The following is an 18,653-nucleotide window of genomic DNA, read 5'->3' as shown; positions in this document are numbered from 1 at the left end:
CCTCCCTCATAAATATCAGTAAATATTCATTCCACTGAAAATCTCGATCATTTCCCTTCGTATGCTGTTTGTAATGTCCAGTCTCTCTTTGGGATGAAGCTCGTAGACGTCAGTATTAAAAAGATAATTCTGAAGCTGTATTTCCTTTATAAGCATTTTTGTATGGAATATATTCGACTGATAGACGTTAACGTCTATGGCGTCGTATTTTGTAAGAGTTCTTTCATCTATATAATCCTGTATCGAAGTAATATCGTGATCAATGAAATATTTTTTGCCGCACATATCTCGGGTAAAGCCTCTTACCCTGTAATCTATTGTTATTATATCTGAATCAAAGCTGCTTATGAGATAATCAAGCGTATTAAGAGGCGATATTTCTCCGCAGGTTGAAACGTCTATGTCAACTCTAAAGGTACATACAGCGTTTTCGGGATGAGACTCTGGAAAGGTGTGAACAGTCACATGGCTTTTGTCAAGATGGGCATGGACAGTTTCACTCTGAGGCATACTTCCCTGATTACAGGATTTATCTATATTTTCCGGTGAAACATGCCCTTCGGCAATCAGAATATTTACCGAAGCGCCCTGCGGTTCGTAATCCTGCTTGGAAATATTAAGTATCGTAGCCCCTATCATTTTTGTCACGTCGCAGAGTATTTTGGTCAGTCTTTCCGAATTATACTGTTCGTCTATATATTGTATATAATCTTCCTGTTCGCGTTTTGTTTTAGCATAGCATACGTCATATATGTTAAAGCTTAAAGTCTTTGTAAGATTATTAAATCCATATAAAGCAAGCTTTTTTTCCAACCCTAACATCACGGCCTTTCAAATAAATATTATACAAGCTTTATTCTATCACATTTAAAGGGGAAATGCAACGATTATCAGGAATATTTATCTTATTTTTCAGCGAATTGTAATTTATATTGACATTACAATCAACGAGTGGTAAAATAAATTTAAAAATTAAGGAGAGAGATGCTATGAAGCTCATAAAGAACTTTTTAAGTTTTATTACGGCAGCGGCATGCTGCGCCGCAATATCAGGCATTATGCCGTTTTCCTCATCGGCGGAAGCTTCCGCAACCTACGGCGATTTAAGCTATACTACGGTTGATTCAGACGGCGACGGAACAGACGATTATGTGGAAATAACCGACTGTTACGAATCGGTAACAGAAATTGAGATTCCGGCAGAAATTGAGGGACTGCCGGTAAAATCATTAAATAGTAATATTTTATCTTATTGTAAAAAACTTAAAAGCATTCACGTTTCAGAAAGTAATAATTATTATTGCAGTGCAGACGGAATATTATTTAATAAAGATCAAACAGCATTAATAAAATTTCCTCCTGCTAAAATTGTTCAAGAATATATAGTTCCAAATAATGTAATTAATATTGAACAATACGCTTTCCACAATTGTGAAAGTATTACTCAAATAACAATTCAAGAATATGTTTCTAAAATAGAAGATTACTGTTTTTCTGGTTGTTACAATCTAGAAAATATAATTGTAACAAATAATAATAAAAATTTCACATCATTATCAGGAGTTTTATATAATAAAGAATGTACTAAAATAATCCGATATCCAATAGCAAAAATTCAAACACATTATAAAATAAACGATAATGTTGTACATATTGAAAAAGGCGCTTTTGCAAATTGCGCTAATCTACTATATATAGTATTTCCTGAAAATTTAATTAATATAGGGGACTTTTCTTTTGCATCTTGTTGTAATTTATTAGAAATATCCATACCTGAAACTGTAACAATTATAGGTTCGTGGGCGTTTGTTAACTGTTATAATCTTAATAACTTAATTATACCCGAAAATATAACTAGTATAGGACAAAATGCATTTATTTATTGTGACGGTTTAACTAAATTAACATTAATCAACCCTAATTGTGAAATTTTTGACGCTAAGGATACAATTTCAGAAACAACCGCCATCTACGGCTATGAAAACTCAACGGCTCAGACTTATGCTGAAAAGTACAACAGAAACTTCGTTTCTTTAGGAGAATATACTGAAACACTAATCGGCGATATTTCCGGCAACGGCGAGATAGATCTCTATGACGCTATAGAGATAGCCAAAGCTATTATGGGTATGAGAACATTTACCGAAGAGGAAAAACTGATTGCCGATTTTAATAAAGACGGCACAGTCGACCTTTATGACGCGATAGAAATTGCAAGGACGCTGCTTCCAAAATAAACGCTTGACTCCCGCGCTAAAAATGCACGGGAGTTTTAATATAAATCAATTGGTTATAAGCTTAGTTCCGTCGTTATCAATATGAAATTCATGAACCTGCCACCCGCTCAGTCCGGCGTTATCAAGTGAGAATTTCATCTTACCGGAAAAGTATTTGTTATTTTCGTCCACAATAGCTACTATAGTAGGACCCGCACCGCTTATGTACGAGCCGTAAGCGCCGTGATTATAGGCAATATCAAAAACTTCCCTTGCATTAGGAATAAGCTCCATTCTATAGGGCTGATGAAGCTTGTCATGCACCGCAGTACGCAGATTTTCAAACTTTCCGGTAAGAAGAGACGCTGAAAACAGAGCCGCTCTTGAAAGATTGTATACGGCGTCCTTATGCGAAACCTCAGAAGGCAGACAAGCTCTCGCTTTCTCAGTTTTTAATTCAAAATCCGGTATTATAGCTGCAAATTTCAATTTAGTATAAACCTCTTGTTTTACCCAATGAACCTTTTTACCGTCAAAAACCGCGGTTACTATACCACCAAGTAAGGCCGGCGCTGTATTATCCGGATGGCCCTCGATCTGTGCGGCAAGATCTACAAGATCGTCGGTTGACAGAGGATTTCCGAGCAGCATATTTGCACCGACAATTCCAGCCACTATACATGCTGAACTGGAGCCTAATCCTCTTGCCATAGGGATATTATTTGTCTGACGTATTTTAAGTCCCTTTAAATTTTTACCGCATATATTAAAAAGATCCTTCGCAGATATGTAAATAAGATTATTCTCGTCTGTTGGAATATTTATATCGTCTGAAGAGGAAATTTCTATTCTGTCCGATTCCTCCATCTCAACATAATTATAATAAGTAAGAGCAAGCCCTAAAGCGTCAAAACCTGCGCCCAGATTTGCCGAAGTTGCGGGAATTTGTATTTTTATCATATATGTTCTCCATTCTGACGTTTTTGTCATTTAAAAATTTTCTTTCTTAAATTATATCATATTTTAAATGAAGATTCTATAAGGGATATTTCTTTATTTTCATTTATGATATTTTTGTTAAAATCGTATCAATTCGTATTAATATGTTGAAAAAAATGCTAAAATATACAAAAGTAGTAATTTTATAAAAAAGTTGTTGACTTTTTAATCAGAGTTTGATATAATATTAAAGTACTCAATGCGAGTGTGCTGGAATAGGCAGACAGGCACGTTTGAGGGGCGTGTGTCATTGGCGTACGGGTTCAAGTCCCGTCACTCGCACCAATTATACCTCAGCTTTATGCTGGGGTATTTTGATTATGGAAAGATGGCTGAGCTGGTCTAAGGCGCACGACTGGAACTCGTGTATACGTTGATAGCGTATCGAGGGTTCGAATCCCTCTCTTTCCGCCATATAGCGCTGACAAAATAGATGAAAGCGCCAAAAAGCCCGTAGCTACGGGCTTTTTTGATATCCAAACGGCGAAAAAAAGAAGTTAAAAACCATAGATGAAAAAAGCCGAAAAACACCGGCTGAAAGGATCCGAACTCACGACATTTATATATTTTGAAAGTTACAGGCGTGTTTAAGACTTTGTTTCTTAAATACGTCTTTTTTCATATGTAAAATAATGCACAGACTTTTAAAAGCCGTTTTGTCTAATATCATAATTAAAGTGATCAAGTAAGAAATTATCTTTCGATCAAATTAAATATTGGCTTCATAACATCCTGTCCCTGATTTCTGAAGAAAATAAATCGCTGCTTATTAAAACTTTTGTAGATGAAATTGTTTATTTTAACAACGATTAATCACAAGAGGTTCGAGTTAATGGAAGTTCTGGTCACAAGACTTTTTTATGATCTCGGAATTGGCGCTTCCGATTTTTCCGTATTATGAATTGAATAACATTTCTCACTGATTTTCTTAACGTGACTGCGGTCTTTGAGTATCTGCATAATGTTCCATGATTTAATTGTAACATAAACCGCTGTATCATTTTCAGGACAGTGGAAAGCTTTTCGGAAAAACTTTTGGCTTGGTTGCTTTTTCGGGTAGGAAGTGGTATAATGAGGAAGATACGATTAGGCGATTAATCAGAGTTTCTGCTTTTGCAGAAATAGAAAGTCAGATTACGATATATGGTGAAAAAGGCTCTTATGCTAAAGGATAACAAGCAACTATCGCTTTCGTTGAATATAAAAAAATAGATAATAATATAATGAAATTAAATTACATCTGATTGCATTGGAGAAAGAACAAATGGACAAGATTAGCATCTCACCTGAATGGGTTTTCAGCCCTCAGCCTATGTACATAATCGGAACAAAGAACGAAGATGGTACTCCGAATTTTTGCATTATTACTTGGCTCGGCTTTTCATTTGACAACTGTCCTCACCTTATGATGACAGTTGGCGGATCTAAATTAACAAAGACAAACATAATTCGGGAAAAGAAATTTTCAGCAAATCTGATTACAGAAGATAATCTTTGGCTTGCCGATTATTTTGGAAATACTAACGGCGAAGACGGATTGAAAAATTCTGTTCAGTATAGGTATCAACAAGGTAAGCTTATTGATGTTCCAATAATTGACGAGTGCCATTGGGCGTATGAGTGTAAAGTTACAAGAATAATTGAACTTTCCGGAGCACACTTATTTTTAGCAGAAATCAAGAACATACAGATAGACAAAGAATACGAAAACATGGATATGAAAAAGATTGATTTAACAAAAATCCGTCCTGCCGTTTATGCGCCATATAATTATTTCTCAATCGGAGATAAGCTTGGCGAAATGGGCGATTGGAAGCAAAAGCTATCAGCAGGAAACAAGTGATTTTTTGTTCGCGCTCCATTTCGTATAGTATAAAACTGCCGCTGTGTTTTTAATAACACGACGGCAGTTTTGCTTATTGGGCGTTTTTCATTTTCAGCAGTATTGCCGATTTTCAAAGGGTCTGGAAATATCCCCGCAAGCAAAGTTTGCGAATTAGGATAGATTCCTAATTCGTAAAACGTGCGTTTGTGACAACTCCGATTTTTTCTGAAAAATCTGGAGTGTAGCCACGAGGGCTATGATTAAGTCCCATTGTGCAGAAACCAAGCAATAGATTTATGATTTTGTGTTTTTATGGCATTTTATACAGCTACACTAAAATAACCTGTTGCAGTCTGTTTATCAAGAACAGTGCAGCAGGTTATTTTCATTTAATTGGATTTTTCCAAGCAAATCGCAATCGCCGCTTGTTTTTAAGCAAGCAATCAAGCACAGCTTGATTTTATGAGCTATGCTTATCTTGAATTCAACTTCAAATTGTGATATAATAACCCCCACATTCTATTCCATACTGAAATATCCAACAATAATCTGATTTATCCCATAGAATCGAGGTTTTCGGAGGTCAAAAATCAAAGAGTGCCTAAAATACGAGGTCTTAAAAAATGCTTGATTTTTTCTTTTTGGTAGAACTTTGGTAGAATTTTCGGTAACAATTTATACAATATATAATATAATGTGGAATAAAAATTTCTTGAAAAGTACCGTAAAATCAAGGAAAACAAAACTTGAATCAAGCGAAAAAATAACACTGAAAACATAATACTGAGAACTTACTGTTTCAACCTGTTTTGTATTGATTTTTGTAGTTCTCTATAAACAAAAAAAATTAAATATTGTGGTAAATCCTGCTGCTAACAAAAAGGTTTTACAATTATTTAGCGTTTCTGATTTTTCAATCAGAAACGCTTTTTTGTTGCCTAAAATCAAAGAGGAGGTCATACCATGCCCGAAAATAAAACTATTTATCCGAACGACAATCAACTGTCGCTTGAAGCTAACGGACTTCTGTCCACGATGCTGAACATACCCGAAAGCGACTATCACACAGCAGAAGAACTCTGCACGTTCTCGGAGTGCGATTCGCTGAAAACTATCAAGGCTGCTCTTGCTGAACTCAAAGACAGTAAATATATCATCTGTGTTGACGGCAAATACGCTGTCAACAAGCTGAGAATCCCGTCTATGAAATTTGTCTGAGGTGAAGAAAATGGCAAAGAAAATCGAAAAAACACAGCCGTCAAGCGTTTGCAGGGTAAATAAAAATTCCAATTATACTGTGATGAGCAATTTTCACCTGCGTTCAAAAACGCTGAGTTTGAAAGCTGTCGGTCTGCTGAGCAAAGTGCTTTCTCTTACAGACGAATGGGACTATTCCGTTGCAGGACTTGCCTCGATATGCAAAGAGGGCGAATCTGCGATAAAATCTGCTCTCGCTGAACTTAAAGCCCGTGGTTATCTGACTGTCACCAAACTCAAACCAAATCAAACGAAAAGCGGTCGTATCGAGTATGTTTATGATTTTTATGAATATTCGGCAAAAGATGACCCGAACTCTCCCGAATACGATGACGGCAATGGTGATAAAAATGGAGATTCAACAACCAATGTTGAAAGCTCCAAAAAAATTGATTTTCAAGCAGTAGAAAAACAAGGCATAGAAAATCTACCTCTTGAAATTCTACCTGTAGAAATTCAACCGACAGAAAATCAAGGGCAATTAAATAACAATAATAAAATACTAAAAAATCAAATACTGATGAATCAAATATCTATCAATCAATCTTCCGCTGAAACCGCTGTTGAGCCTGTTGAAAGTCCAAAAGAGATTGATGGATTGATTGACGATTACCTGCAAGAGCAGAAAGTCTATACCCAAATCGTGAAAGAAAACATCGACTACGAGAACTATGCAGAATGGATAAACGAATTTGTCACGGACGGCTCTATGTCAATTCAGGAACTTGATGAGATTGTCGCAATTATCGTTCGTGCTGTCTGCTCACGCAAAAAGAAAGATATTATCTGCGGACAGGAATTTCCTCACGAAGTCATAAAATCAGCATTGCTGAGGGCTGACAGGGATTGCATTGAGAACACTCTTGACACGATGAAGAAAACAGATGATATTCGCAATGTCGAAAAATATTTCATAAGCACGCTGTTCAATGAGGTCAACAATCATAATTTCAGAAGCAACAATGAAAGCCGCTGGGCAGAATATGCGGTCAAGCGTGATTTTGGCTATTAAACGGCGAAGGGAGGTGATTTCATGGCAAAAACAATTGTAACACTTGACAGAAAGCTGGTCAACTACGATAATATCGTCTCCATTTCGGTTGAGTATGGCACATATTCGGACGATAACGGCGAGGAAAATGATGCTTACGGGCTGATTGCATTTGATGTTGCAAATTCGATGCACGTTCTCGGTGTGTTTGGCAGCAGAGCAAGGGCTGCCGAAGCCGAAAACAAGCTGAAAAAATGGCTTGAATGCGAGACTTTTGGGGTTTATGACTTTGATACCGAGGGAGATGATTAACAATGCCGTCTGATTTTGAGCGTGGTACGAAAAAGACCATTGACATTTCCGTAAAAGCAGAGAAAATCACATCGGATGTTCTCAAATCGGCTATGCAGGAGTTTTTGAATGGCAGGACTGAGAAAAAAGGCAGAATGTCATTTTCACAGCTTGAAAATAAGTCAGGCGGCAAACTTGACAGCATTGAAGTGAGCGATAAAAATATCGGTGATTTTCTCAGTACCGCAAGGAAGTATCACATTGATTTCGCTCTTAAAAAGGACAAGTCTACAAATCCGCCTACATACCACGTTTTCTTTTCAGCAGGCAAAACTGACGACTTCAAAAAGGCTTTTTCGGAGTATGCCGATAAGGTACAGGGCAAAATTATGAGTCGTGGTGAAATAAGCCGTGAACAGCTGAAAAAGCAGGCTCGCAAAATCAAGAGCAAACCGCACAGACAGCAGAAACAGCGTGAAAAGTCAAAGGAGAATATGCGATGAAATACTTAAAAATCGAGCCAAAAGCACGTTCCGATTACACTTTTGAGAGGTGAAAAAATGCAGATTAACAGCAAAAAAATCAAGAAAATGATTCTTTCCAATCTGCCTTACGCCATTTTCGCTTATGCAGGAAATAAACTTGCGTTTGCCTACAGAATTGCAGAGGGTGAGGGATTTCATGAGAAACTCCTGCCCTTTCTGAACGAAATCGGCACATCATTTGCACAGGTTCTCCCCAGTTTCAACCCGATTGATATTTTTGTGGGAATTGCGATAGCAGCGGTGATGAAGTTGATTCTGTACATCAAGTCCAAAAACAAGAAAAAATTTCGTCAAGGCGAGGAATACGGCTCTGCGGTGTGGGGAGCTGAAAAGGATATTGAGCCGTATATGGACAATTCCGACTTTTCCAATAACGTCATTCTCACACAGACCGAAAGTCTGACAATGGGTAAACCGTCAAGTCCGAAATTTGCAAGAAACAAAAATATCTTGATTATCGGCGGTTCAGGTTCGGGTAAGACAAGATTTTTTGTAAAGCCGAATTTAATGCAGATGCATAGTTCCTACGTTGTCACTGACCCGAAAGGAACGGTGCTTGTAGAATGCGGAAAAATGCTTGCAAGAGGCAGACCGCTGAAAGATGAAAACGGGAAAGCAATTGTCAAAAGGGGCGAAAAAGGAGAGATTGTTCCCGTCTATGAACCCTACAAAATTAAGGTTTTCAACACTATTGATTTTGCAAAATCCATGCATTACAACCCGTTTGCATACATAAGTGAGAAAAACAGAGAGAAAGATATTCTGAAATTCGTAGAAGTACTGATAAAAAATACTTCGTCAAGTCAACAGCCAAGCGGTGATGACTTTTGGGTAAAGGCTGAAAAACTGCTGTATACCGCATATATCGCTATGATTTTCACTCTTTCCCCTGCGGAAGAACGAAATTTTGAAACGCTTATTGATATGATAAACTGCTCTGAATGCCGTGAGGAAGATGAGGAGTTTAAAAATGCTGTTGACATTCAGTTTGAGTGTTTGGATAACTGGCTGAACAAGGTCGAAATCCCCACAGATGACGAAGATTACGAGGATTATCTCTTTATGAACGAGTTTCCTCCATCCGACGAGCAAAGGCGTATCGGCGCTTTTGCCATAAAACAATTCAAGGCATATAAGTTGGCAGCAGGCAAGACGGCAAAATCTATTCTGATTTCCTGTTCCACACGCTTAGCGCCTTTTGCAATAGATGAGGTTTTGGAGATTACAAGTTATGATGAGCTGCACCTTGACAAACTCGGTGACGAGTTATCGGCGCTGTTCGTAATCATCTCCGATACCGATGCCACTTTTAATTTTTTGGTGGCGATTATGTATTCCCAGATGTTCAATCTGCTCTGCACCAAAGCTGACAACAGCAAGGGCGGCAGACTGAAATATCACGTCCGCTGTCTGCTCGATGAGTTCGCCAATATCGGCGAAATTCCGCAGTTTGACAAACTGATAGCGACAATCCGTTCCCGTGAAATTTCAGCAAGCATTATCCTGCAAGCAAAGTCGCAGCTAAAAGCGATTTACAAGGACAATGCCGACACCATCGAAGGAAACTGCGATACTATGCTGTTTCTCGGTGGAAAGGAAAAGACCACGCTGAAAGAAATTTCTGAAAGTTTGGGTAAGGAAACTATCGACAGCTTTAACACTTCAACCAATCGTGGACAAAGTGAAAGCTACGGTATGAACTATCAGAAACTCGGCAAGGAACTCAAATCACAGGACGAACTGGCGGTCATGGATGGCGGAAAATGTATCTTACAGCTTCGGGGAGTGCGCCCGTTCTTCTCGGATAAGTTTGATATTACACGTCACAAAAACTATCATCTTCTGCTGGACGATAATCCCAAAAACGAGTTTGACATCGAAAAATATGTTAGTGAGAAAAAGAGGATGCGTTTCAAACCGTCAAAACGGGATACTTTCACAGAATATGAAGCAGATGTGACAGAAAATTCGGCTGAATAACGCCGACAGTGAAGAATCCGAAAAAAAAGAAATAATCGGGTGAAGCTGAAACACTGATTTTATTTGATTTAAGGAGTTTTTAAAATGGAAAACACAAAGATTTCTGCTGTTTCCGCAGCAAAGACAACAAAGCACGGCTGGCTCACAAAGGGCAGCAAACTCGCAAAAAAGGCAATTATGTCCCTTACAATTTTCGGCTGTATGGCTTCCATGTGTGCAACGCAGGCGTTCGCCGCTACAGGAGATGTGGACACAAGCTCGTTTATCACAACGGCTTGCACAGTGTTGAAATCCGTTATCTGCCTTATCGGTGCAGGTGTCGGAGTTTGGGGCGTTGTCAATCTGCTTGAGGGTTACGGTAACGATAACCCCGGTGCGAAATCGCAGGGTATGAAACAGCTTATGTCTGGTCTTGGACTGATTCTCCTTGCTATCGTCCTTGTTCCCGTACTCCAGAATATGATGACAGGTGCGGTCTAATCGCATAACCTGACATATCAGGCGGATTGCTTTGGGTGGGAGGTTTGTGGGAAGTAATCTGCACTTTAATAGCAAGGGAGTGAGTACAAATGGGAGTAATCAGCGATGCAATTGACGCTTTGGAGAATTGGTGCTGTAACTTATTCAAGGACGGAATCAAGTCCCAGTTTGATGGTATTTCGGACTTACTGACGGATACGTTTGCACAGACAACTGGAAATGATGGACTTGTCGGTACATATCTAACTGCGCATCCTGCAAATTTTACCGGCAACACGGCAGGAACAGGCACGCACATCTGGAACACAATTGAAACGCTGTGCAATAACGTGGTTGTCCCCATAGGCGGCTTTATTCTGACGATAATTCTGCTGAATGACCTGATTCAGACGGTCATTCGGGGCAACAATTTTAAGGACTTTGACGATTCGATTTTCATAAAATGGATAATCAAAGCGGTATGCGGTGTAATTCTTGTGTCGAATGTGTTTTACATCGCAAGCGGACTGTTTTCATTCGGCACAAATGTATGTTCAAACGGCTTATCTACGCTGTTTGGTACAGGCGACTATTTATCAGCGGCGCTTGCCTTAAACAAATCGGCGCTGAGCGGTTTAAGCCTTGGAGAACTAATGACAGTGTGGTTTATTTCACTTATCGTTCATCTCGGAATTATGATTATGATTGTGGCTATTGTAATTACTTTGGCTTCACGAATAATTGAAATATTTATGTATTTGAGCATTGCTCCGATTCCTATGGCAACCATGATGGATGGCGGCGAATGGTCGGGTATCGGCAAGAACTGGATTAAGCAATTACTTGCACTTTCATTTCAGGGATTTTTTATCATTGTCGCGCTGGGAATTTTCAAAACGCTTTTTGCGAATATGATTGCAACTCTGAACTCAGGCGGCGATGGCGTTATCATGCAAATGGCGATGCTTTTAGGTTATACGGCGGCGCTTATTTTCACAGTTCTGAGAACGAGTGCGATAAGCAAATCGGTTTTCTCGGCGCACTAAGGAGGGAGCTATGGCGCATTATGTATCTATCCCGAAAGACTTAAACGACATCAAAGAAAAGTTCATTATGGGATTCACAAAAAGACAGGTAATCTGTTTCGGAATCGGTCTTGCCATCGGTGTGCCTGTATTTTTCGTAACACGCAGTTTTATTGGCATGACAGGAGCAATTTTCGCTATGGGTGCTTGTGCTGCTCCTGCGATACTCTGCGGACTGTACCGTAAAAATGGCGTATTCCTCGAAAAACAGGCAAAATTCATGAAAGAATATTTCACAAGACCGAGAAAACGGTATTACAAAACAACCAATATTTTCGAGTGCATTGAAAGGCACATCGAATTGGGTAAAATCAAGAAAAAGCTGAGAGATGCCGAGAAGTAACAGGCTCTCGGCTCTCCAACATAAAGATTGGAGGTTATTAGAGTGGGCTTTAGAAAGAGAAATGCCAAGTCAAGTGGTAAAAAATCAAATGCGAAAATTATCATGGGCAAGCCTGCAAAACAGCTTACAAAAGATGAAAAGAAAATTTTATCTGCTCGTATGGCAGAGATAAAGAGAGAAAACAGCGGTAAATCTACGGTACAGAATACGATTCCTTATCAGGTGATGTATCGTGACGGAGTTTGTCAGGTGTCCGGGAATTTCTTTTCTCTGACGGTGCAGTTTTTTGATGCGAATTACAGCATTGCGGAGTTTGACGAGCAGAACAATATTTTCTCGAAATACTGCGATGTTATCAATCTTTTCGATAACACAATTAAATTTCAGCTTACCTTTGAAAATCAAAATCGTTCTAAAGATAAGCTGATAAAAACGGTTCAGATTCCGCAGCAGGATGACGATTTCAACGATATTCGCTCGGAATATTCCAAAATGCTGACGGACAAACTGCTGAAAGGCTCTAACGGTCAATCGGCACGAAAATTTCTCACGTTCGGCATTGAAGCAGCGTCTTACAAAGCGGCACGAGCGAAACTAATGTCAATCAAAAACGACGTAATCAAGGGATTTAAGGCTTTCGGCGTTGAAGCGGAAGTCCTTGACGGTACGGCAAGATTGGAGGCTTTATACTATGCTTTGAATCCCTATGGCAATCAGAATTTCGTCTTTGATTGGGACAGTATGCTCCGTGCCGGAATGGATACAAAGGACTTTATCTGTCCGAAGTCATTCAAATTTAATAAACAGAATTTTGAAATCGGCAATGCTTATGGTGCGGTCTATGGATTAAATATCCTTGCAGGTGAGCTGCCCGATGAGATATTAAGAGATTTTCTTGAAATGCAGAATCTGTTCTGTGTGAATATTCACGTCGAACCTTTGGACCAGATTGATGCTTTGAAATTCGTCAAGAAAAAGCTGACAAACGTAAATCAAATGAAAGTCGATGAGCAGAAAAAGGCTTCACAGGCAGGCTATGACCCCGATATTCTTCCTCCGCAAATCAAGATGTATATTGACGATATTGAGAAATTGCTCGGTGACTTGAACAGCAAGAATGAGCGGCTTTTTCACATTTCGATTTCAATCAGAAGCTACGCAAAATCGAAAAAAGACTTGAAACTTCAAGCAGAAGCACTGAAAAGAATTTGCCAGAAAAACAACTGCACCATGTTCCCTTACGACTACCGTCAGGAACAGACTTTAGTATCGACTTTGACGCTGTGTTACAACGAAATTCCCGTATCAAGAGAAATGCACACAAGCGGTATTGCAATTTTCGTGCCGTTCACTACAAAGGAGCTTTTTCAGGACGGACAGGCTGCATATTACGGAGTAAACACGCTTTCGGGCAATATGATTCGTGCGAACAGGTCAAGGCTTAAAAATCCAAATGGCTTGATTTTAGGAACTCCGGGAAGTGGTAAAAGTTTCAGCGTTAAGCGTGAGATTTTGGACTGCTTTCTGACTACAACGGACGATATTATTATCTGTGACCCGGAGGGAGAATATTTTACGCTTGTGCAGACTCTCAAAGGACAGCTTATCCGTATCGCAAGCAACTCTGAGCAGCACATCAACCCTATGGATATTGCTATTGACGAGTATCTGTTGAAAAATCCTATGGAGGTTATCGCTGATAAATCCGACTTTCTGATTTCCCTTTGTGAAATCGTTGTGGGCGGTCGTTACGGTCTGAGTTCCGAAGAACGTTCTGTAATTGATAAATGCGTACAGCGTATTTACAAGGAATTTATTGAAAATTCCCCGACAGCAGACAAAATGCCTTTGCTTTCGAATTTGCAGAATGAACTGAAAAAAGAGGGCGATGTTGCTCTGAGAGTTTCCAATTCTCTTGAAATGTTTGTAAACGGCTCGCAGAATCTGTTCAATCATCACACAAATATTGACCTGACAAACCGCTTGATTTGCTTCGATATTAAGGAACTCGGCAATCAGCTGAAAAAAGTCGGTATGCTTATCGTTCAGGATACGGTGTGGAATCGTGTGTCCGCTAACCGTGAACAGAAAAAAATCACTCGTTACTACATTGACGAATTTCACCTGCTTCTGAAAGAGGAACAGACTGCAAAATATTCCGCTGAAATCTGGAAACGTTTCAGAAAATGGGGCGGAGTTCCTACAGGTATCACGCAGAATGTCAAGGATTTATTGCAGTCGCAGGAAGTAGAAAATATCTTCGATAATTCGGACTTTATCTATATGCTGAATCAGGCAAGCGGTGACAGAGATATTCTTGCTGAAAAACTGCACATCTCAAAAGAACAAATGGAGTACGTCACAAACAGCGGTCCGGGCGAGGGACTTATCCGTTATGATAAGGTGCTGCTGCCGTTTACCGATATATTCCCCACAAACACGGAGATGTATAAATTGATGACGACGAGGCCTACGGAAAGTGCGTAAAACGGGCGAAAAGGAGGAGTTATGAGCAAATTTATAAAAAGGCAAAACAACCTCCGAAAAGCGCAGGCACGATTTGAAAAAGTGAGCCGTCGCAGTAAGCAGTTTCAGCTGAGTTTTGAAAGACGGCAGAATGAAAACGGCAAGTTCAGAACTCACGTAAGTATCAAGCACGGCGAAAAAGAGTATCACGGCAATAATCGTGGATTATTTCATAAGGCTGTCAATTCACGGTTTCGTATCAAGGGTGATGTTCCATCGGTAACAAAAACGATAAACAGTTTTCAGCCGAAAACTTTCAAAGGCAAGACTTTCAAAAAGTCTGCACAGGCGGTAAATTTTGCAATTCATGATGTTACACAGACTGCCATTGATGTAACTCTTGCAAGTGAAACAATCGGCTTGAAATCGGCAGATGCGGCAAGGCGTGAAGTTGTAAATAATCTCAGACAAAAATATTCCCGTGAAGCTGTTGACGATTATCACAGAGGTACGCTTGAAACACTTCGCATCGGTGCTGATGCGGTTAAAGGTACAAGGAATCATTTCAAGCAGAAAAAGCAGTACAAGCTCGAAAAAGCTAAATTTAAGCTGAAAAAAGCGGAATATGCAGTTTTCAAAGAAGATACCTTTAAGCCGAAAATTCAGAAAAATAACGCTGATTTGAAATCCGCTAAAGCTGACATTAAACATCATAAGCAGAATTACAGGCAAGGCAGTAAATCTAATATTCAAAAGGCTTTCAGGATACTGCGTACTCAGAAATTTAAGCAGACAAAGCGTGAAAATAAATTTGAATGTAAAAAACTGACTGTAGAAAAGAATTTCAAAAGCAAAGAACTGAAAAATCAGCGGAAAATCAAACATGATTCCAAAACCGGATTTCTTGTTCTGAAACCTGTGAAATACACGGAAAACCGCATGAAAGCGTCTGCTTGGCAAAAGGCGGTCAATGAAGATGCGGACAACGATATGATGCACGTTGTGGATTCTGCGAAACGCAGAATTGTCGAGCCTGCGGTGCAGAAAATCTCCAAAAACGAACGTTTACAAAGGCAGCAGAAAAAGCGTGAAAGCCTTTCCGACAGACAGAAAAGGTCTAATCAGAAGCTGAATCGTCAGGAAAATCGGCTGAAAGAAAAAAGCAGCAAACCTCCGAAAAAGCGTAAAAAACCGAAACATCAGAAATCTTTTTCGAAGAAATTCAAAGATTTTGCAAAGACTGTCGGGAAGTTTATCAACAATGTTTATGAGAAAGAAGTTAAGAAATTTTTCGCCTGTATTGCTTTCCCTATCATAATTATTCTTCTTGTGTTTGTATTTATTGTCATGATTTTCAGTTCCATATTATCGGGCGGCGGATTCACGCTCGGAACTTACGCTGCACAGGATTATGACCTGAGTGAAGCCGAAAAATACTACACAAAACTCGCTTGGGACTTAAACGAAAAAGTTATCCGATGTGGCGGTGACGATTGGAAAAAGGCTCTGAAAGACTTGGGTGTAAACACATCGGGTTACAAGGACAAGCCCGACGAATACATTTGGGGAAATTCAGTGCATTTCAATTATGATGCGGTTTACGATTTTGATGTGTATAAATTATGGGCGTTTCTTTGTGCTTATTACTACGATTTCAGTGCGGAAAACGGCGATATAAAATACTGGCAATTCAAAAGCGGTACAGAAGATTTGCTTGACGAGATTTTTAATGCAGAGTACCAATTTGAGCATTTCTATGACAATACGTCAAGGTGGGAGGAATTGCCGGACTACGTTTATTTCGGAGGCGTAAGTGCCGAAACAGGTACATATTACCGCTGTGAAACGGCGGCTTACATCTATGACGGGCAGCCTTACAGATACCGATTCAAACCAACGGCATATACTGCTGAATTATCGCAGTATTTCGACAGCGAAGGATATGTTTGTATTGACTCAGATTACAGGGTTCTGAATCCGAATGATAACTACGAGCTGACGGGATACATGGTCATGGACCATCGCTATTTTTCGGGAACAAAAGAGCCGTTTTACTACATCGACGAATCCTCAAACACCTTCTTTTTCATGCACAGCGGCGAACGTTATGACAGAAGTTTTTGGGGCTGGAACGGCATAGATGCATGGTTTTTGGTTTCTCCAACTGATACGGCAATTTGGAATTACAACATTACCGACGCTTGTATGTACGGATATTATCAGAAATATAAGTGGAAAAACGACTGCCGACTTTATTACAACGTCAAGCAGAAAAAGACATTTGATGAAGTAATAACCGAAAAGCTGAGTTCTATGTCATATTCCGATGAGCGTGTACAATATTACAATCTTCTTGTCGGTACGGACAGTGGAACGATGTACGGCAATCATCAGACTTTGCAGAGCCTGACGGGAACAAGTATTCACGAAAGTATCGTTACAAACGGCTTCGGTTGGGATATGCAGGAGTGGAATATTCGGCATTGCAGCATTGACGATTTGCATGAAGCGGTAGATATTGCGGTTACAAGCGGAGGTAATATTTTTGCTCCTTTCGACTGTAAAATTGATTCTTATGACAGCGATACAAAGACCGTTATTCTGTGGAAAAACGATGTGCAGTATTGGTACGACGGCACAGGCGGAACAAAGCGTGATACCGAAGTCACAATCAAAAATGTCACGCTGAAAGGCTGTGAAAAGGGCGATACCATAAGCGAGGGAGAAGTTTTTGCAGCGGCTTCATCAACATATATTCACATCAAAATTGAAATTGATACTGACGGTATGGGTTGGGACTTCATTGACCCAAGACTTGTGCTTTATTAATGAGGGAAAATTATGGCTGTAAACGATAAGAAAATTGCAAAGCTGCTTGAACGTGCGGAATCACTTGACAAGCGTATCAGGGAAGATACTGCGGAACGCAAGCAATTTTAGCGGAGATTGACCGTCTGAGTTACGCAAATCTCAAGACGGAACTCGCCAAGAACGATATGACAACGGACGATTATGTGCAGTTTATTAAGATGAAAAAGAAGATGAATGACATGAATCTTACTGCCCAAGACATCGAAAAAATGCTTGACGGCATAATCGAAAATACGGAGGGAACTGACGATGAAAAGAAAATTTTTTAGCGCTGTGCTTTCAGCTGCCGTGTTTGCAATTGCAAGCGTTGGAATTACCGCTTCTGCGGAAGAAGTTATGACAGATAAAAGTGTGCAGGTGCAGGAAGTTGTAACTGAAATTCCTGCTTCGGAAAGCGCTGCTGAACTGGTGAATGATACACTGGAAGAACAGGCTTCATCAGAGTCTACAGAAGAAACTACAATCGACTTCTTTGCCGATGATTACTACGATACGAACGGTAATGCTACTTTGATTCAGGAGGAAAATATTATCTATAATTCGGAGGAAATGCAGTTTATTGCTGTCACCACAAAGGACGGTCATGTCTTTTACGTGCTGATAAATTATTCTGCTGAAAACGGCGAGAATAATGTGTATTTTCTCAACAAAGTTGACGATTACGACTTGTATGCGCTGCTCTATGCAGGTGAAGAAGATGAGGACGGAAACACTGCGATTACTCCTGAACAGGCGGCGCAGGCTGCGGAAAATGCCAACAGCAGAATAAAGCCGCAGAATGATTCTGAAAAGGCAAATGAAGCGGCAGAATTTACTGACAGCGAGGAGCAATCTGCCGAGGAAACTCCTGCAAAAAGCAGTTCCATGAACATGACTTCCATTTATCTTGTAATCGTTGTGATTGCTCTCGCTGCGGTCGGATTTGTAGGATTCAAATTCCTCAAAAAGCCAAAGAAAAATGTTGTGCCGGAGACTGATGAGGAAGAAGAAATCAATTTTTATGACGATGATGAAATCAATGAAGATGAAGAATAACGGAGGTAATTTTTATGAACAGGGTTGCAAAAATCAGTATTATTTCAGGTGCGGTTGCAGGAACTATCGGCTCGGCGGCTTTGGCAGTTAAGCACATCAAACGCAAGGCTCACAGGGACGGTTTCAACACTGCTGTTGAGATTCAGCTCGATGCAGCTGACCGCTTTATCAATGTTGTAAATGCGGAGGTTGACAAAATTATCAGCCGATACAACAATCTTGTGGACGAGTATAACCGACTTGCAGAAGATTACTGTAATCTGCTTGATGATTATAACGAGTAAGATTAA

At 39.7% G+C, this 18,653-nt stretch carries 17 protein-coding genes and 2 tRNA genes; 17 read left to right on the top strand and 2 right to left on the bottom strand.

All coding sequences use genetic code 11. The features are described 5' to 3' along the window. Nucleotides 1-15: 15 nt before the first annotated feature. A complete protein-coding gene (speD, locus tag ACYQ0N_RS05955) occupies nucleotides 16-825 on the bottom strand; it encodes an adenosylmethionine decarboxylase (RefSeq protein WP_177531488.1) in 810 nt (269 codons plus the stop codon). Nucleotides 826-989: 164 nt separating this feature from the next. Here speD and ACYQ0N_RS05950 point away from each other — a divergent pair, with 164 nt between their 5' ends. Further along, nucleotides 990-2,237: a leucine-rich repeat protein gene (locus ACYQ0N_RS05950; protein ID WP_460162113.1), complete on the top strand. Its 1,248-nt coding sequence runs from the start codon at nucleotides 990-992 to the stop codon at nucleotides 2,235-2,237. A 45-nt stretch (nucleotides 2,238-2,282) separates the two neighbouring features. Here ACYQ0N_RS05950 and thrB read toward each other — a convergent pair whose 3' ends face one another. After that, a complete protein-coding gene (gene thrB, locus ACYQ0N_RS05945) occupies nucleotides 2,283-3,176 on the bottom strand; it encodes a homoserine kinase (protein WP_177531486.1) in 894 nt (297 codons plus the stop codon). A 240-nt stretch (nucleotides 3,177-3,416) separates the two neighbouring features. Between thrB and ACYQ0N_RS05940 the strand changes: the two genes are divergently transcribed. The 16 genes from ACYQ0N_RS05940 (at nucleotide 3,417) to ACYQ0N_RS05865 (ending at nucleotide 18,647) form a co-directional block, all read left to right on the top strand. Continuing rightward, nucleotides 3,417-3,500, top strand: a tRNA-Leu gene (locus ACYQ0N_RS05940). A gap of 37 nt (nucleotides 3,501-3,537) precedes the next feature. Beyond that, nucleotides 3,538-3,629, top strand: a tRNA-Ser gene (locus tag ACYQ0N_RS05935). Between the two features lie 850 nt (nucleotides 3,630-4,479). Continuing rightward, entirely contained in the window at nucleotides 4,480-5,058 is a 579-nt protein-coding gene (locus ACYQ0N_RS05930) for a flavin reductase family protein (protein ID WP_177531485.1), read from the top strand. A gap of 945 nt (nucleotides 5,059-6,003) precedes the next feature. Next, nucleotides 6,004-6,258: a hypothetical protein gene (locus tag ACYQ0N_RS05925; protein ID WP_460162112.1), complete on the top strand. Its 255-nt coding sequence runs from the start codon at nucleotides 6,004-6,006 to the stop codon at nucleotides 6,256-6,258. Between the two features lie 10 nt (nucleotides 6,259-6,268). Next, nucleotides 6,269-7,309, top strand: coding sequence for a DUF6017 domain-containing protein (locus ACYQ0N_RS05920; protein ID WP_460162111.1), 1,041 nt, complete (start codon nucleotides 6,269-6,271; stop codon nucleotides 7,307-7,309). A gap of 21 nt (nucleotides 7,310-7,330) precedes the next feature. Continuing rightward, complete coding sequence (locus tag ACYQ0N_RS05915; protein ID WP_460162110.1) at nucleotides 7,331-7,600, top strand: hypothetical protein; 270 nt, start codon at nucleotides 7,331-7,333, stop codon at nucleotides 7,598-7,600. A gap of 2 nt (nucleotides 7,601-7,602) precedes the next feature. Further along, complete coding sequence (locus ACYQ0N_RS05910; RefSeq protein WP_460162109.1) at nucleotides 7,603-8,082, top strand: PcfB family protein; 480 nt, start codon at nucleotides 7,603-7,605, stop codon at nucleotides 8,080-8,082. Between the two features lie 57 nt (nucleotides 8,083-8,139). Continuing rightward, nucleotides 8,140-10,104 carry a VirD4-like conjugal transfer protein, CD1115 family gene (locus tag ACYQ0N_RS05905; RefSeq protein WP_460162108.1) on the top strand — a complete coding sequence of 655 codons (1,965 nt, stop codon included), beginning with the start codon at nucleotides 8,140-8,142 and terminating at the stop codon, nucleotides 10,102-10,104. Nucleotides 10,105-10,314: 210 nt separating this feature from the next. Beyond that, nucleotides 10,315-10,584, top strand: a complete 270-nt coding sequence (locus ACYQ0N_RS05900) for a Maff2 family mobile element protein (protein WP_460162185.1) — start codon at nucleotides 10,315-10,317, stop codon at nucleotides 10,582-10,584. A gap of 89 nt (nucleotides 10,585-10,673) precedes the next feature. After that, entirely contained in the window at nucleotides 10,674-11,609 is a 936-nt protein-coding gene (locus tag ACYQ0N_RS05895; RefSeq protein ID WP_460162107.1) for a VirB6/TrbL-like conjugal transfer protein, CD1112 family, read from the top strand. Between the two features lie 10 nt (nucleotides 11,610-11,619). After that, a complete protein-coding gene (locus ACYQ0N_RS05890) occupies nucleotides 11,620-11,991 on the top strand; it encodes a PrgI family protein (RefSeq protein ID WP_332018198.1) in 372 nt (123 codons plus the stop codon). A 42-nt stretch (nucleotides 11,992-12,033) separates the two neighbouring features. Then, nucleotides 12,034-14,478: a VirB4-like conjugal transfer ATPase, CD1110 family gene (locus ACYQ0N_RS05885; RefSeq protein ID WP_460162106.1), complete on the top strand. Its 2,445-nt coding sequence runs from the start codon at nucleotides 12,034-12,036 to the stop codon at nucleotides 14,476-14,478. 21 nt (nucleotides 14,479-14,499) lie between these two features. Continuing rightward, complete coding sequence (locus ACYQ0N_RS05880) at nucleotides 14,500-17,286, top strand: hypothetical protein (protein WP_460162105.1); 2,787 nt, start codon at nucleotides 14,500-14,502, stop codon at nucleotides 17,284-17,286. A 185-nt stretch (nucleotides 17,287-17,471) separates the two neighbouring features. Continuing rightward, complete coding sequence (locus tag ACYQ0N_RS05875) at nucleotides 17,472-17,597, top strand: hypothetical protein (protein WP_460162104.1); 126 nt, start codon at nucleotides 17,472-17,474, stop codon at nucleotides 17,595-17,597. Continuing rightward, a complete protein-coding gene (locus ACYQ0N_RS05870) occupies nucleotides 17,578-18,363 on the top strand; it encodes a CD1107 family mobile element protein (protein WP_460162103.1) in 786 nt (261 codons plus the stop codon). The genes ACYQ0N_RS05875 and ACYQ0N_RS05870 overlap by 20 nt, the downstream gene beginning before the upstream one ends. Nucleotides 18,364-18,377: 14 nt before the next feature. Next, nucleotides 18,378-18,647 (top strand): hypothetical protein, encoded by a 270-nt coding sequence (locus ACYQ0N_RS05865; protein ID WP_332018192.1) that lies wholly within the window; start codon nucleotides 18,378-18,380, stop codon nucleotides 18,645-18,647. Nucleotides 18,648-18,653: the final 6 nt, after the last annotated feature.

This window comes from Ruminococcus sporogenes (assembly GCF_054655175.1).
The sequence above is the reverse complement of the archived record's forward strand: the minus strand, read 5'-3'. Positions and strand labels throughout refer to the sequence as shown.